Genomic DNA, 15,815 nt, shown 5'->3' with positions numbered 1-15,815 from the left:
CTCTCCCTCAAGTTTTCTGCAAACATTATTGTCCGCTACGCTTTCTAATAGATGATTCACTGGGGCTGCCCGTATCAAAATGAACTTGAATATCAGTTATTTCATCATTAACAATCAGAAATGAGATGATTCGAGAGTACGTATCTATCTCCGTCAAAAATACCCTACCGTCAAAAAACGAAAAACTATATGGCACTCCTTTTAAATCAACAATTTCTCTCAAATCTTCAAAATCAGAAGTTTCCAGGTCATTTAAATCCTTTACTCTAATCAATTTCGGTGCAACTTCACCAGCACCATTTTGATATACAGTAATATAAAAGAAAGAACCAATTTTCAAAATATCATTCATCCCTCTTAATTCGAAGGGAACCTTATATTCACGGATTATATTGAACGGCGAATTAATATAATCTGCCACTATAATCTTACCAGGACCTGATACAAAAAAAAGTTCTCCATCTATTATACGAATATTTCTGATGTAGGAATTTTCCTGTAGATATCCTAATCTTATCACCTTATCAATCCAAACTTTGTCACCGCTATTATTTAAAACAAAGACATGCTGTGACATGGCCGATATCCCAAAAAACCTCTGAGCTTGAGCATCATACAATATTTTATTCGGACTTTCTCCTACTCTATCTAATATTTGAGTTTGAATAAACTTGTCGCCTTCTTTAACAAAAGCTCTAACTTCATTTCCTGCAGCATCATCTACCAAAAAAACATTCCCATCGCTTGAGATTGAATGGGGATTCCCAAGAGTATCGGAAAGTGTATTCCAATTAATTATTGGTTCGGTTAAGTTACTACTGTAAATAACGCGTTGGTGCCAGCAATCCACGATAAAGTAACATTCGTCTATTTTTTCAATATGTGTAGGAGTATATAATTGTTCTTTCCATTCATACGTTGTACTATTTTCCTTTACTAGATGTTCCTTCTGTTCCTTTACTAAATATTCTTGTCTAGAAGACTCTGTGTACTCACTGCAAACCTCCTGTGCATTGCCAAACATCCGCACTGTTCCATGCTCTAACCATACAACCTTATTACACATCGATCTTATCTGATCAATACTATGTGAGACTAAGAGTACTGTAGTCCCTCCACTCATCAATTCGCGCATTCTTTTAGCGCTTTTTTTCTGAAATTGTGAATCTCCGACAGATAGGATTTCGTCTACGATTAATATATCGGGATTAACCAAAGTGGCTATAGAGAATGCCAAGCGCATAGTCATACCAGATGAGAAGTTACGAATTGGAGTGTCCATGAAATCATGTAGTTCTGAGAATTCCACAATATCATTATAACGTTCGGTTAAATACTTCTTGGAATATCCCAGAACCGCACCATTCAAGTAGATGTTTTCTCTTGCTGTCAAGTCAACATCAAATCCTGCCCCAAGCTCTAGCATTGGCGCGATATTTCCTGAAACCTCTAATTTCCCTTTTGAAGGAGATAAAATCCCAGATATAATTTTTAAGAGAGTGCTTTTCCCTGCACCATTTTTTCCAATAATGCCTACAACATCGCCTTTCTCAATTGTGAAAGAAACATCATTCAAAGCAATGAATTCTTTATATTCAAGCTTTCCTACTATTTTTTTAACCATAAATTCTTTAAGGCTTGTAATATGGTCATTGGCCATACGAAATTTCATCGATACATTCTCTACCTTAATCAAGTGAAACCCTCTCTCTTATAAATAAAGAATAAAATTATTTTGAGTTTTCTTAAATATCAACGATCCAAATATCAATGCAACAATAGCGAAAATCGCACAATATACCCATGCTAACGGATCAGGAAATCCGTTATTTAAAATAATTACACGGATAAATCTTATAAAGTGATACATCGGATTTAACTCCATAAGCAATTTCATTTGTGAGGGCAATATACTTTCTGGATAAAATATAGGTGTGATATAGGTCCAAATTGTAAGCACGATGCTATAAAGAAACTGTGTGTCACGGAAAAATACCATTAAAGAAGCGAGGAGTAGAGAAAGCCCACAAATAAAAATAATTAAGCAGGATATTCCATAAAGCAATGCAATATGGTGATACGTAATTTTCATACCAGAGACAATAATTACAATATATAAAGCCACAAGAGAAAACAAAAAATTCACACCACAAGATAGTACACGTGAGAAAGGATATATGTACTTAGGCATGTACACCTTATTTATTAAAGAAGCATTTTGTATAATGCATGTCATTGCCTGAGATGTTGCTTCAGACATAAAATTGAATATTACAATACCACTAAGTAAATAAACAGCATAATTAGGTATATCAAAGCGGAATAAAGTTGAAAATACCATATATTGAACAGTCATAATCAGAAGCGGATTTAACAGACTCCACAGGACTCCAAGAACAGATCTTCTATATTTTGTTTTAAAATCTCTTTCCACTAATTGTGCAAGAAGAAAACCATATTTTTTATAATAGGTTAAACTAGTATTTTTAAGCACCTAAATCCCCCGTAAACTTTATTTTCCATTTTTTCATTCAGATATATCCGATAACAACAAGGAATTTAAACCAGACATTTTCAATTATTCCTTGTCTATGAAGCCTGCTTTTTTTAAGGTATATTAAACGCTTAAGTATGTTGTTTCTTGGTTCTAAAAAAAGCTTGAGTTGTTCTTTTACATCACCCTTCACCTCATTTTCATAGCATTTCCAAAACTCTAAGGCTTGATGATACAATATCCTGCTCCCTTTATTAGAAGAAAAACTTCGGTATTTCCGAAGTATCAAATCTCTTAGTGATTTATTTCCACCAATTAAGTTTCTCTCATGTTGCCTATATAACACTGAAGGTGAAGGATCATAAATCACCTCTCCTAATGCTGAAATACATAAATAGAACCACCAGTCATGCATAATAATATTTTTTTCGACTGGATTCTTTGTAAGGAGCATCTCTCTAGCAACTTTATTAATAGTGATGGTTGTGCCTACTGCAATATTCTCTATCAATGCATTGTAAAAAAACAGATTCTTTGTCGGGGGAGATGGCCACACTTTAATCACTCCCAATTTGGAATCCGTTAGATACGTTGAAGTGAAATGCATTAAAGGTTCAGTCTCAACCTGTTTATTCAAAGTGTTGACAGCCGTCTCAACTTTGTGTGGCAGCCAAACATCATCTTGATCGCAAAATGAGTAAAAAGAATGTCCGTTTTCTGCTTCTTCTAATAAAAAACGAAAGCTGTTAATAACTCCGATGTTATGCCCTTTTATCAACTTCACCCGTTCTGGATACTTTAATGTAAAGTATTGAATTTTTTCCACTGTATTATCTAGAGAACCATCATCTCTTATTAGTAGGCTTAAATCCTTATAGTCTTGATTCAAAATACTTTCTATTTGTTCAGCAATATACTCTTCACCGTTAAAAGTTGATAATAATACTTTAACATGCACAAAAACTACCGCCTTTTACTTCTAAATTCTATGAAAAATATTATGTTAGTTCATATATTCATTTCAAATGTCATAAGCAAGTTAAGATAACTAGCTCCTTAGCTACTCATATGCTAAAATATCCTCGTACCTACAGATAAAGGAGATTATAAACGTGTCGAAACCAGTATACGGTAAAAATGCGGTTCAGTCGAGAAATGTTGAAAAGATATCCAGTTACATATGGGCATTAGCGATAGGGTTCATTGTTTTTTTAGTCTGGGCCCCGTTTCAAGTAGGATTATTTAACGGGCAGCAGATTGACTTTGAGAAGCCGATCTATCTGTCTTCACTCCTAAGCAGCCTGTTGCTGTTAGTGTGGGTAGGCTTGTACTTTTCCAAGTTCAAGCTGGAGGGACAGCGTGATGCGCTGGCTGTGGCTTCGCTGCTGTTGCCTGCTACCTATGCGTTGTCGCTTATTGGCGCTGCTTCGCATTATATGGCGATGAACCTGCTGTTTATTCAGAGCATGTATGTCGCAATATTCATTATAGCGTTATATTTGCTCCAGCAAAAGCAACTAAATGTTGTCATTCAAAATGCCATTCTGGCGATTGCTTATTTCATCGTCGGTTTCGGTCTGCTGAACTGGCTTGGCAGTTGGAAATTCGCCGGTGGGCTGGTAGGCTGGTTCTCCAATACGGTGGGTAATGGTAAATACTTGGATGCAGTCATGACGGATTCTAACGGGCTGCGTCTGACCTCCATTTTCCAGTATGCCAATACTTATGCAGCCTTCCTAATGGCCTTCCTGTTCGTAGCGGTATATGCCCTGATTCGCTCCAAAAAGTGGTACGGCATGCTGACACACAGCTTCATGCTGGTACCAATTATTGTATCTCTGCTGCTGACCTTGTCCCGTGGGGGACTTGTCATGCTGCCTGTAGTGTTCATCCTGCTCCTGCTGTTCTTGAAGCCTGCACAGCAGATTCTCTGGATTATTCATCTCGCGCTTTCTGGCCTTGCGGCTCTGCTGGTTACTAACCCGCTGACAACACTTGGAACAGAGCTAAATACTACTTATTCCTCATCATCAGCACTTAAAGCTTGGGCTTACCTGCTGGGGGCCTCTGCAGTCGTTGCTGCTTTGGGCTGGGTGATCCAAAGGTTTGTGGCGCCATGGCTGCACGGGAAGCTGGGGGGCTCGGAAACACGTAAATTCACAGGACTATGGATTCCACTCGGATCAGTCGTGGCTGTAGCGGTTGTTGCTTTCCTGCTCATTGGGACAGGCTTGAAAAGTATTTTACCAGATAATATTGAGTCACGGCTGGAGAACATTAACTTCAAGCAGCATAGTGTACTCGAACGCTTTACTTTCTATAAAGATGCTATGAAGGTAGTGAAGGATTATCCGGTTCTCGGATCGGGTGGGGGCGGCTGGTCTGCTTTATATGAAGAGTACCAGAACAATCCTTATGTGAGCCGTCAGGTCCATAACTTCTTCCTGCAGTATTTGATCGAAGTCGGGATTGTCGGGTTCATTGTATTTATGGGCTTTATCGGGTATATTTTCTACAAATACATTCGTGCCTACCTGAAACGTGACAAGGATGAGTTCAATAACGGATTCTTCTTCTACATTATTGCACTGTCTATCCTTGTACACAGTCTGCTGGACTTTAATATGAGTTACGCGTTCATGGGTATTCTGGTGTTCATCGGTTTGGCTGGTATGGGCGCTGTAATGGATAACAAGCCGCTCCGCCAGAGCTGGAACAAAGCTGGAATTCGGATGGGATACATGGCTGTACTGACCATCGGGACGATATTCCTGCTGTTCCTGTCGAGCAGTTATATCGGGTCCAGCAATGCTGCGCTCAAGGGCAAAAACTTAGTTGCCGTGAGTACTTCCTATGAGGAAATTAAAACTCCTTTGGTCAAAGCATTAGATGCCCGTCCATACCATCCGGAAGCAGCATTATACTTGTCCTCTCTTGACATGCAGGTATTCAAGCAAACTCAAGATGCGCAGTATCTGGATGAAGCGTCCAATGTGTTGACACGTGCTCTGAAAGATGAGCCTTACAATAAAAATTTATTGACTCAATTGGCCAGCTATTATGATCTGAAAGGCCAACCTGACATGGCGTTGGCAGTGTACAGCGACAATGCCTACAAGTTCAACTGGGATATCACGTGGTATGAGTCATTGATTAACCGTGCTCAGACACTTGCTGCGGTAGCTAGTGAGCAGAAGGATGAGGCCAAGAAACAGGAATACATTGCAACCGGTCTGGCCGCATACAAACACGTGGTGGATGGCGTGGAGCATTTGAAAACTCTACCGCCTGAGCAGATGCAAGGACGTCCATTCTCTGTCACCCCCGCCATTGCACTAAATGCAGGTAAGCTAAAGGTCATCTCAGGACAAAATGATGTGGCTGCTGCTACGTTGAAACTTGGATTGACTGAAGATTACAGCGATACCACTAACCGCGAGTTAGCCCGCTGGTACTTGGCGGCACTCAAGAAAGCAGGAGCAGCAGTCGATCAGCCAGTCTATGACAAGCTGGTTGCCGCAGATCCGGCTGAGGCCGCAGCCATTGAGGCTGTTGTGAATACGCAGTACTGATCGGAATAACAGAACAGATATACAAAAAAGCGGCTTACTGTCTGAGTACAGTGGGCCGCTTTTTTATGATGATTTAGGGAAGGCTAGATAAGAGTAAGTATGAATATAAGCAATAGTTTGATTACCTGCTAATCAGTCTCTCCTCATTCTCAATAACTTCCTTCAAATACTCTAACAGCCCTTCCTTAAGCTCCTCATGCTGAAGTGCGTAGTGGATGCTTGTCTGGATAAAACCCATCTTCTCGCCGACGTCATGCCGTCTGCCCTCGAAGTCATAAGCAATAATCCGCTCTACTTCGCTTAAACGGGAAATCGCATCCGTAAGCTGAATTTCACCGCCTACCCCTACCTGCTGTTCACCCAGCATATCGAAGATACGCGGAGTCAGGATATACCGTCCCAGGATTGCCAGGTTGGATGGAGCTTCCTCACGCTTTGGCTTTTCTACAAGCCGGTTGGCTTTATAGACACGTTCTGCTAATTCAGATCCGTCTACCACCCCGTAACGGGAAACGTCCTCCCAAGGTACGGGTTGAACGCCAACGATGGAGGATCTGTACTGCTCGTACACTTCGATCATCTGCTTCAAGCAGGGCTTGTTCGACTCCACGATGTCATCGCCCAATAGAACGGCGAAGGGCTCGTTACCGATGAACTTCCGTGCACACCAGATAGCATGTCCGAGGCCGCGCGGTTCTTTTTGGCGGATGTAGTGGATGTCTGCCATTTCTGAAGATTTGCGTACCGACTCCAGCAGCTCCCACTTCTGCTTCTCTGCCAGATTGAATTCCAGTTCGAATGAATTATCGAAATGGTCTTCGATTGCACGTTTGCCTTTACCCGTCACAATAATAATATCTTCAATCCCGGAAGCAACTGCTTCTTCCACAATATATTGAATCGTTGGTTTGTCTACGATGGGCAGCATTTCTTTGGGCATCGCTTTGGTCGCAGGCAGGAAGCGTGTTCCCAGACCGGCAGCGGGAATAATCGCTTTACGGATCTTCATCTCATGGCTCCTTTAACAGATATACTCATAATCTCAATTATAACAGTTCCTGCTGATTTTGGGCAGTATACTGAGGCAGGGACAAACAGGGACGAAGATCTCTGGGTGAACGCCCGGCGTTGACGTTCCCAATAGATATTGATATAACAGCACTATACAGCACTTCCATTCGAAGAGGAGGGTATCCATGTTAGACTTATCCAGTCCGGTATGGCAACAGCTTCACGGCCCTTTCGGCCCGGCTGAAGCGGTCCCCGGGTTACTGCAGCAGTTGCAGAAGGAGTTTAGCACCGAAGCTAAAGATGAGCTGTACTGGGAGCACCTGTTCCATCAGGACACGATCTACAGTAGCACTTATGCCGCGTTGCCTTATCTGGCGGAATTGGCCGGGCAGTCGGCTGATCCCGAAGTAAAATTGGATATCTACGTGACTTGCGGAATCTTCGTGGCAAATCAGCGGACAGTGAACAGCGGACAGCTTCCTGCTGAATTTGCTCACCAGAACCCGTCGCTTGCTAAGGAACTTGTCCAAGAGATTTATACGGCCTACCTTACCGCTGTAGATTATCTGGGCAAGCTATCAGAAGAAGTCTTCCGCTATGCAGAAGCGGCTCAAAAGGATGACCAGGAGAAGCGATACATCCTCGCTGCGGATGCTGCTTACCGGGGAGATCGGGCAGTTGCAGGTATATTACTTACCTATTCGGAAGGCGACGAGTATATGGTCGGATGCCCGAGCTGTTACGAGGAAATGTATATTTGGCCGAATGAGAACAGCCTCGGGATGACCGCCTATTCTGACGACCCGGTATTCAACGGCAAGGAGAATGGTCAAGCTGTTACGCCTTCCGTGCTTGATAGTGTAAAGCCTGAAGACAGCCCGTTAGCACGCCTATGGCAAGCAGCTCATGCCGTCAAGAACGGTCAGCTGATGGAACAATTGCCTTATCTCACCGGAAAGGTGAACTGCCCGGCCTGTGGTGAAGCTCTGGACATCTGGCCAGAGCTGTTGCCGTTGTAAGAAAGAGCGGATGGGTAAAAGGTTTGGTTGGCCTGGATATTGTGGAGGATACAAAAACAGGCCCGGAAGAATATCGGGAGCCATCTGGTTGGATGCCCCCGGTAACTGCCGGGCCTGTTATTATGTCCTTAGCTGATTAAGTGTGTAAAACGCGCGAAAATAGGTCAATCCTTGAGGGAATGGGTCTAATACACTTACTTCGCATTCACCAACTGCCCGCGTGTAACCCCAAGCTGGTTGGTGGCCTTCAGGCTTTTCCAGACCTGAGTGCCGGAGATTTCACCACGCAGTGCGCGGCTGTAGAGGCTGATGACCTCTGCTACCTGCTCTGGAGTCTCCTCCAGGAACTCAACACGGAAAGAAGCTACGCCTAGCTCACGGAAGTTATTGAGGTATTCAGCACCCGACTGCTCGACGGCGTTATAGACGGTGTTACGGCAGCCTTCATCCACTCGGACGGGATGGGACATGCCGATGCGGTCCTGTAAGGATGCACGCTGCTCCTCGCAAGGGCGGCCACAGTTCGTGTAATCTGTGCCTTCACTCATGAAGGTGCAGTAGACACAGTGTTCTGTATGGAACATCGGCAGATGCTGGTGGATGACAACCTCCATACGGGAGGTGTCGCTGTGCCCGAGCAGATCAACCATCTGCTGAATATTAAGGTCATAAGATGGTGTCACCATGTCACAACCGGCGTCCAGGAACAGATCCACAGCTCTGTGATTGGCGATATTCAACGAGAAATCGCCGATCAGCCGGGGATGCGCCGCCTCCGGATGCTCCATGCGGTGGCGCAGGTAATAATACAGCGCACCGGTGTTGCGGACCAGCACAGCATCCGGCTGCAGCCGCAGGATGTTGGCATGGTAGCCGTTCTCGTTCGGCATATGGATGCGCGGGGTGGCCAGCGCAATGCTGGCCCCTGCAGCCCGCACAGCGTCTACTGCCGCCGGGAACTGCTTGATGAACTCGAAGTCAGCGTAAATATTCGTTACGCCGGCTTCGAGCGCAGCCTGCACCTGCGGCAGGCTGCGGCACAGCGCGGTGAGCTCAGCAATACCGCTGCCTGCCCCCGCGCCATCTCCTGCGGCGATGGCACCCGCCGCGGCGCCCCTGCGGGAAGCGCCGCCGTAGACCTCAACCTCCCGTTTCACATACACGGGAGGCTTAGGGCGCTCGCCCGCAAGCAGCTCCACCGCCTGGCGGCGGATGCTGTTCAGCTCGCGCATGGGCACGATTACGTCGCCTTGCAGATGCGACTCCAGCACTTCAAGCTGGAACAGGGTCCCGCCCAGGCGGCCGAATTGTTCTTCCAGCAGCGCGGTATCCATCGGACGCTTCTGCGCTGTCTCCAGCGCGAGCTCCGAATCCACACGGACAGTGACGTTCTTCTGAACGTCTGTCCACCAGGTCGTCAGCTTCTCGCCTGCGCAGCCCTGCACCCGCACATGAACCGGGAATACCCGGTACGGCTTCTCGGTCTCGTAGGACTGGCGCAGCGCCTTGTCCAGCGCCGGGTCATTCGTCTTCCAGATGCGGTCCCCCACATGCAGACGGCGCAGATCTACGTCACTGCGGCCCGGAACGATATCAATGATCCAGCCCTCACCGGCTTCGCCTTCCAGCTTGACGCCCTTGCGGCGCAGATCGTAGACGCGGCCGCCTTCTTCCTTCTTCGTCGGATCTCCGGCATCGAACACAATCCCGTCTCCGCGTTTCAGCGGAGCATTAATGCGGCAGACTACACCATCGCGCAGGATCTGCTCCACGGTGCCCAGGTACACCCCGCGGCTTTTCGGGAAGGTACCATCGACTAACTTCTTATTATTAGTGCCTTCAAGGAAACCGTTCGTGAACCCGCGCGAGAAGCTCTGCTGCAGCTCACGCATATCCTCCTTCGAGGTAGGCGTCCAGTTACCTTCAAAATACTTATCGATCGCCTTACGATACTTACTGACCACATTAGCGACATACTCCGGGGTTTTGAGCCGGCCTTCGATTTTGAACGAAGTCACTCCAGCTTCAATCAGCTCCGGCATCAGGTCGATGGCGGCAAGATCCTTCGGAGACAGCAGGTAAGTTACATCGCCCATCGGCTTCACTTCACCGTCAATCATCAGATCATACGGCAGACGGCAGGCCTGAGCGCATTCCCCGCGGTTCGCGGAGCGTCCGCCCCACATCTCGGAGGTCAGACACTGGCCCGAATAGGATACACAGAGCGCACCATGCACGAAGACCTCCATCGGCAGGCGGGCTTGCTCGCCAATCGTGCGGATCTGCTTCAGATTATTTTCACGGCCCAGGACAACACGTTCCAGCCCCCATGGCTTCGTGAATTCCACCGCTTCCGGCGAGGTGATAGTCATCTGCGTAGAACCGTGAATCGGGAAGTCCGGCGAGATCTCGCGGATCATCTTCACCAGCCCCAGGTCCTGAACGATAACGGCATCCACCCCCGCATCCACGCAGGCATCAATTAGTCCCTTGGCATCCGGCAGCTCATTCTCGAACACCAGTATATTAAAGGTCAGGAACCCCTTCACTCCATAGCTGTGCAGAAACGCCATAATCTCCGGCAGCTCGTCCATCCGGAAGTTGTTCGCTCTGGCCCGTGCATTAAATTTCTCTACGCCAAAAAAGACAGCATCCGCCCCGTTCGCCACCGCTGCACGCATGCAGTCCCAATCTCCCGCCGGAGCCAGTAGCTCTACGTCTTCTCTGCGTATTCCTTGCTCTTTCATTTATATCCTCCCAAACCGCCTGATGGCGGGTCATTTACAGCTTTTTAACTTATTAATTGTATCAAATATCACAGCTGTCTGCCAGTAAAATAGAAACACTTGGATTTTGCTTTCTACAGGGATCTATCTTAAAATAGGCCAGGAGCTTCCTGATTGAATAGACAAACGAAGAATGACCAGCGTAAAATATGAATAGAAAAGAATAAATACGTAAATGATCTCACGGTTCCCAAAATTTATATGCAGCAAAAGGAGAGTTGAAACAGTTATGAAAGGCATAATTCTTGCGGGAGGCAGCGGCACCCGGCTATACCCTCTCACAATGGTAACCAGCAAACAATTACTGCCGGTCTATGATAAACCCATGATTTATTATCCTCTGTCCACATTAATGCTGGCAGGCATCCGAGAAATTCTTATCATCTCTACCGTTGAAGACACACCGCGCTTTGAAAACTTACTCGGTGATGGCTCCCAGTTTGGAATCTCGTTGCAATACAAGATTCAGCCAAGTCCGGACGGGCTGGCGCAGGCTTTTATTCTGGGGGAAGACTTCATTGGGGAAGACTCCGTAGCTATGGTTCTCGGAGATAATATATATTACGGGAACGGCATGACTAAGATGTTGAAGCAAGCTGCCGACAAAACAAGCGGGGCGACCGTATTTGGCTACCATGTTCCCGATCCCGAACGTTTTGGTGTAGTGGAATTTGACGGAGACGGCAAGGTCCTCAGCATCGAAGAGAAACCGGAGCATCCAAAATCTAATTATGCGGTTACCGGCCTTTATTTCTATGACAACCGGGTAATTTCTATTGCTAAGGAAGTCAAGCCGTCACATCGTGGCGAGCTGGAAATCACTTCGATTAATGAAGCCTATCTGAAGCTGGGTGAGCTGGATGTTGCTCTGCTTGGACGCGGATTTACTTGGCTCGATACCGGAACCCATCAGAGTCTGGTGGATGCCACCAACTTCGTCAGAACGATTGAAGACCATCAAGGGATCAAAATCTCTGCACCCGAAGAAATTGCTTATATTAATGGCTGGATCACTAAGGAACATCTCCTCGAATGCGGACATAAGCTGAGCAAGACCGGATACGGCCAATATTTAATTAAGGTTGCTACAGGTAAAATTCAATTTTAAACCAAAGAAAGAGTGGATACGATGAAGTTTATCAAAACCCATCTGGAAGATGTCCTCGTCGTTGAACCGGCAGTCTTTGGAGACCATCGGGGCTGGTTCATGGAGACCTACAGCGAGGCTAAATTCCATGAACAAGAGCTCCGGTATCAGTTCGTTCAGGACAATCAATCCTATTCCGCTGTAAAAGGTACTCTGCGCGGACTTCACTTCCAGCTCAATCCGAAGGCACAGACCAAGCTTGTACGCTGTACACGCGGATCAATCTTTGATGTAGCTGTCGATATCCGTCAAGGCAGTCCTTCATACGGTAAGTGGTTTGGCATTGAACTGAATGCCGAGAATAAGAAACAGCTGCTCATCCCCAAAGGATTCGCCCATGGCTTCATGACACTAACAGAGGATGTCGAGGTACAGTACAAATGCGATGAGCTGTACGCACCCGAATGTGACGGCGGAATTCTTTGGAATGACCCCGATATTGCCATTGAATGGCCGATCGATGTAATTCCTGTACTGTCTGCTAAGGATGAACAAGCACCGCTGTTAAAGGATGTAAAGCATAATTTTGTTTATCAGGCTTAAGTAATAATATTATTCGTTTGTTACAAAAAAACCGTCCCAGCTGATCAGGCAGCCTGGGACGTTTTTTTCATATACTCCTACTCCTATTCTCCTCCTACTCCCCCACCCACCCAAACGACCCCAGCACCCGCTCCAGTACCGCCTGCTGGCTCGCCGTAGCGTTGGCGGTGTTCAGTGTAATAGTGAGCGTATAGACCACATCGTTGCGGTTGAACACAATGATCTTCGTGCTCACCGGGATGCTGTTCTTGGTCTGCTCTACTGTGAGTATGGTGGCTGGCATACCGGCGAAGGTGGTTTCTGTGACGCTTTTCACCTGCGGGCCCTTGGGATCTTGCTTGGTGTTCTGGTAATAGCTCTGCAGCTGGCTGACGGCATATTCCGGCGTAACCTCGGGGCTGGCATAGAGCTGGAACCGGCCGCCGGTGAAGCGGTATTCCACACTCTGGCTCTCAAACAGATCCTGAACCGGGCTCCACAGCCGCGGAATCTCGAGCTTATAGCCGTAAGTCTTGGAGGTCTTGGTGACCGACTTCTGGCTGAGCTGGGTATAATCCTCGGACGCCAGGCGTCCGAAGTTCCTCTTCGTCTGGGCAAAATCAATATCGATGGAGTTCAGCACCTCTTTGAAGTGCGCCTGATCACCACTCTGCCCGGGCCCGGAAGCCGCAACATATTCAAAATAATAACGGTAACCGTTCTTCAGCAGCAAAATCTGATATTCAGTGCTCCACCCGCTGCCTGGGTTAAGCCCGATCTCGTTAATCAGCACCGGCTCACCCGAGACCTTGCCCGCTACGCTGTCCTTCGAGGTGTAGGCCTCAGCCACATACGTGTCACGGAGCTGAGACTGCAGTTCCTGGTTCCAGCTTGCCAGCGTGGAGCCCGCAGGAGCGGAGCTTACTTTTACACGCAGATAACTCCCCTGTTTGCCCGCATAGTAGAGCTGCTGATCATCCGCACTCCAGTCGGCAGGGACCTTAAGCGCAATCCCGTAATCATCGTTGTAGCCTTCGCGCAGCCCGTTGCGGATGGTGGAGAGGTCGCGAAGCTTTCCGTCGGCTGCATCAAAAGAGGGCTGGAATGAATTCAGCAGCGCCGCATATTTGCACAGATCCTTATAATTCGCTGCATTATCATCTGTCAGATAGATCTCATACAGCCTGCCTCCGGCATAATATTGCCTGCCCTCCCAGAGCGCGCCGCTGGAATCCTTGCTCACAGTCCGGGCGTATGGAACCTTAGCCTTAGACACAGCCTCCCGGTCCAGCACAATCTCCCCGCCCTCCTCCGAGGAGCGGACCAGATTCTCCAGCAGCCCCTCGGGATCAAGCGGAACGGCCAGCGGCGAAGCGTGCACCTCCAGATAGTACCCGTTCTCTGCACTCGTAAAAGTCGCTACGCTCTCATTCCCGCCGCTGTCGCCTACCACAAGCCCCGGCGGATAGTTCATGCTCCACTCCAGATAACTGTTGCCGATCCGGGTTTTGCCGGCGTCACTGTCAATCCCGCTCTGCGCTTCAACGCATACAACAGCTACTGGAGGAGATAGCGTAACCAGTACCCCACCGCCCTCCGCCGGAGTCATCCGCGCGCCGAGTACTTCTGCCACAAACCTCAGCGGCACCATCAGCACACCGGATACCATACGCGGGGGCGCGGCGAGCTTGATTTTGACGCCATCCTTCCAGGCAGTAGTGCTGCCTATCGTCATCGCACCGGTATGCGGCCCGTACATAACCTTCACCACATCATCGCCTTGCAGGGAGACGGTGCTGCCGAAGGCTTTTTTGAAAATACCCAGCGGGACCAGCAGCGTTCCATTCTCAGAAAAAGGCTTCGGAATCGTGACCGGCTTCCCGTTAACCGTTGCAGAAGCACTGCCCGCTTGAAGACTAAGCTGTAGCAGAGCCCCCTCCGCCGCCTGGGCCTTTCCCACAGGAAATAGGCTGAGCAGCAACAATAGGACTGCAATAACAGAAACTCCGCGCTGTAGATGTCCCGCCCTGCTGCCCGGTCCGGCTATACCTGACGCCTCCTCACTCTGTCGTCTGATCATCGGTCTCCCCCTCCGTCTTAGCAGCGTTCACCAAAGGATCACCTTGTCCGAGAATAAGGCTTCTGGCTACGATATCGCCGTCACTCTGCATCAGCAGCTTGACCACTGCCCCCGGCTTGTACTGTCTGAATAATTCATTGACATCCACAAGCGAAGTCACCCGGTGTCCGTCTATGGCATATAGTGCATCTCCCGCCGTGATTCCTGCCTTGCGCGCTTCTGCCGTAAGCACCTTCGTCACCGTCAATGGCTCCTGCCCCGGCAGTCCGACAATCACGGGCCAGCTCTCCTCAAGCTCAATGCCGAGGCTCGGACGCCGGACCTCTCCATATTGGAGCAGCTGATTCATGATGTACTTCACCGTATCTGCGGGAATCGAGAAGCCCATATTCTCCACACCCACAGCTGCGAACTTCATACTGTTGACCCCGAGCACCTCGCCCTTCATATTGACCAGCGGTCCTCCGCTGTTGCCGGGATTGATGGCCGTATCGCTCTGGATCAGCCGGTATGCCGCATCCACCGAACGGTTAAGACCGCTAATCACGCCTACAGTAGCCGAATTTCTCAGGGAAAAGGAGATCGGCGTCCCGATCGCGATAACCTTCTCCCCTACCTGAAGATTGGCGGCGCTGCTTGCGAAGGTTGCAGGTTTTAAGGCTTTGGCTTTGATTTTGACCAATGCAAGATCACTGAATTCGTCCGAGTATGTATCTGTGATGTTATAGCTCGTCCCGTCTGAGGTGACCACTACTGCCTTCTCCAGGCCTGCTATGACATGGGCATTGGTAATGATCCATCCGTCAGCTCTGACGATAATCCCGGAGCCATGAGTCAGATTGTAACGGTCATCCGGCCCGCCGGTTTCTCCGCCCGCTTTGCCGATAATGCCGACTACTGACGGCGAGACTCTGCTTATGATTTGCGGAACCGGATCTGCTGCTGCGGACTGGCTCCATTGTCCCTTGCTCTCCTTTTGCACCTTACCTGCTTGTCCGGCCTTCATTACGTTCACAGCCGTGCCTCTCTCAGCCGCTAATGCTCCTGTCCCGCCGTAGCCCGCCCCATGAACGACACCGGCTGGACCTATGAATCCCGACAATGATAATAGCAGAATACCCGGCAGTACCACCTTGCCTCGGGCCGTCCCGCTCCTCCCTATTCCCATGGCTCTCCCCTTCTTT

General features: G+C 48.1%; 11 protein-coding genes. 4 read left to right on the top strand and 7 right to left on the bottom strand.

Annotated features, from left to right (window positions below; genetic code table 11):
- Positions 1–25 precede the first annotated feature (25 nt).
- From MKX42_RS04145 to MKX42_RS04135, 3 genes are read right to left on the bottom strand one after another with little or no spacing between them, the layout of a single operon-like run.
- Positions 26–1,696, bottom strand: coding sequence for an ABC transporter ATP-binding protein (locus MKX42_RS04145; RefSeq protein WP_340751461.1), 1,671 nt, complete (start codon positions 1,694–1,696; stop codon positions 26–28).
- A gap of 15 nt (positions 1,697–1,711) precedes the next feature.
- A complete protein-coding gene (locus MKX42_RS04140) occupies positions 1,712–2,494 on the bottom strand; it encodes an ABC transporter permease (protein WP_340751460.1) in 783 nt (260 codons plus the stop codon).
- 37 nt (positions 2,495–2,531) lie between these two features.
- Complete coding sequence (locus MKX42_RS04135; RefSeq protein WP_340751459.1) at positions 2,532–3,452, bottom strand: glycosyltransferase family 2 protein; 921 nt, start codon at positions 3,450–3,452, stop codon at positions 2,532–2,534.
- A gap of 154 nt (positions 3,453–3,606) precedes the next feature.
- Here MKX42_RS04135 and MKX42_RS04130 point away from each other — a divergent pair, with 154 nt between their 5' ends.
- Complete coding sequence (locus MKX42_RS04130) at positions 3,607–6,066, top strand: O-antigen ligase family protein (protein ID WP_340751458.1); 2,460 nt, start codon at positions 3,607–3,609, stop codon at positions 6,064–6,066.
- Positions 6,067–6,187: 121 nt separating this feature from the next.
- Here MKX42_RS04130 and galU read toward each other — a convergent pair whose 3' ends face one another.
- Positions 6,188–7,075 (bottom strand): UTP--glucose-1-phosphate uridylyltransferase GalU, encoded by an 888-nt coding sequence (galU, locus tag MKX42_RS04125; RefSeq protein ID WP_340751457.1) that lies wholly within the window; start codon positions 7,073–7,075, stop codon positions 6,188–6,190.
- A 187-nt stretch (positions 7,076–7,262) separates the two neighbouring features.
- On the opposite strand from galU, the gene MKX42_RS04120 reads away from it, so the two are divergent.
- Positions 7,263–8,096 (top strand): hypothetical protein, encoded by an 834-nt coding sequence (locus tag MKX42_RS04120; RefSeq protein WP_340751456.1) that lies wholly within the window; start codon positions 7,263–7,265, stop codon positions 8,094–8,096.
- Positions 8,097–8,290: 194 nt separating this feature from the next.
- Here the strand turns inward: MKX42_RS04120 and MKX42_RS04115 are convergent, their stop codons facing one another.
- Complete coding sequence (locus tag MKX42_RS04115) at positions 8,291–10,843, bottom strand: DUF3656 domain-containing U32 family peptidase (protein WP_340751455.1); 2,553 nt, start codon at positions 10,841–10,843, stop codon at positions 8,291–8,293.
- A gap of 268 nt (positions 10,844–11,111) precedes the next feature.
- On the opposite strand from MKX42_RS04115, the gene rfbA reads away from it, so the two are divergent.
- Complete coding sequence (gene rfbA, locus MKX42_RS04110; RefSeq protein WP_340751454.1) at positions 11,112–11,990, top strand: glucose-1-phosphate thymidylyltransferase RfbA; 879 nt, start codon at positions 11,112–11,114, stop codon at positions 11,988–11,990.
- 21 nt (positions 11,991–12,011) lie between these two features.
- Positions 12,012–12,572, top strand: coding sequence for a dTDP-4-dehydrorhamnose 3,5-epimerase (rfbC, locus tag MKX42_RS04105; RefSeq protein ID WP_076161238.1), 561 nt, complete (start codon positions 12,012–12,014; stop codon positions 12,570–12,572).
- A gap of 94 nt (positions 12,573–12,666) precedes the next feature.
- Here the strand turns inward: rfbC and MKX42_RS04100 are convergent, their stop codons facing one another.
- Together MKX42_RS04100 and MKX42_RS04095 are read right to left on the bottom strand one after the other, a co-directional pair.
- A complete protein-coding gene (locus MKX42_RS04100; protein WP_340751453.1) occupies positions 12,667–14,631 on the bottom strand; it encodes a stalk domain-containing protein in 1,965 nt (654 codons plus the stop codon).
- On the bottom strand, positions 14,612–15,799 hold the full coding sequence (locus MKX42_RS04095) for a S1C family serine protease (protein WP_340751452.1): 1,188 nt from the start codon (positions 15,797–15,799) through the stop codon (positions 14,612–14,614). Before MKX42_RS04095 ends, MKX42_RS04100 begins: the two co-directional genes overlap by 20 nt.
- Positions 15,800–15,815 lie beyond the last annotated feature (16 nt).

The organism is Paenibacillus sp. FSL R7-0204 (genome assembly GCF_038002225.1).
GTDB lineage: Bacteria > Bacillota > Bacilli > Paenibacillales > Paenibacillaceae > Paenibacillus_AQ.
The sequence above is the reverse complement of the archived record's forward strand: the minus strand, read 5'-3'. Positions and strand labels throughout refer to the sequence as shown.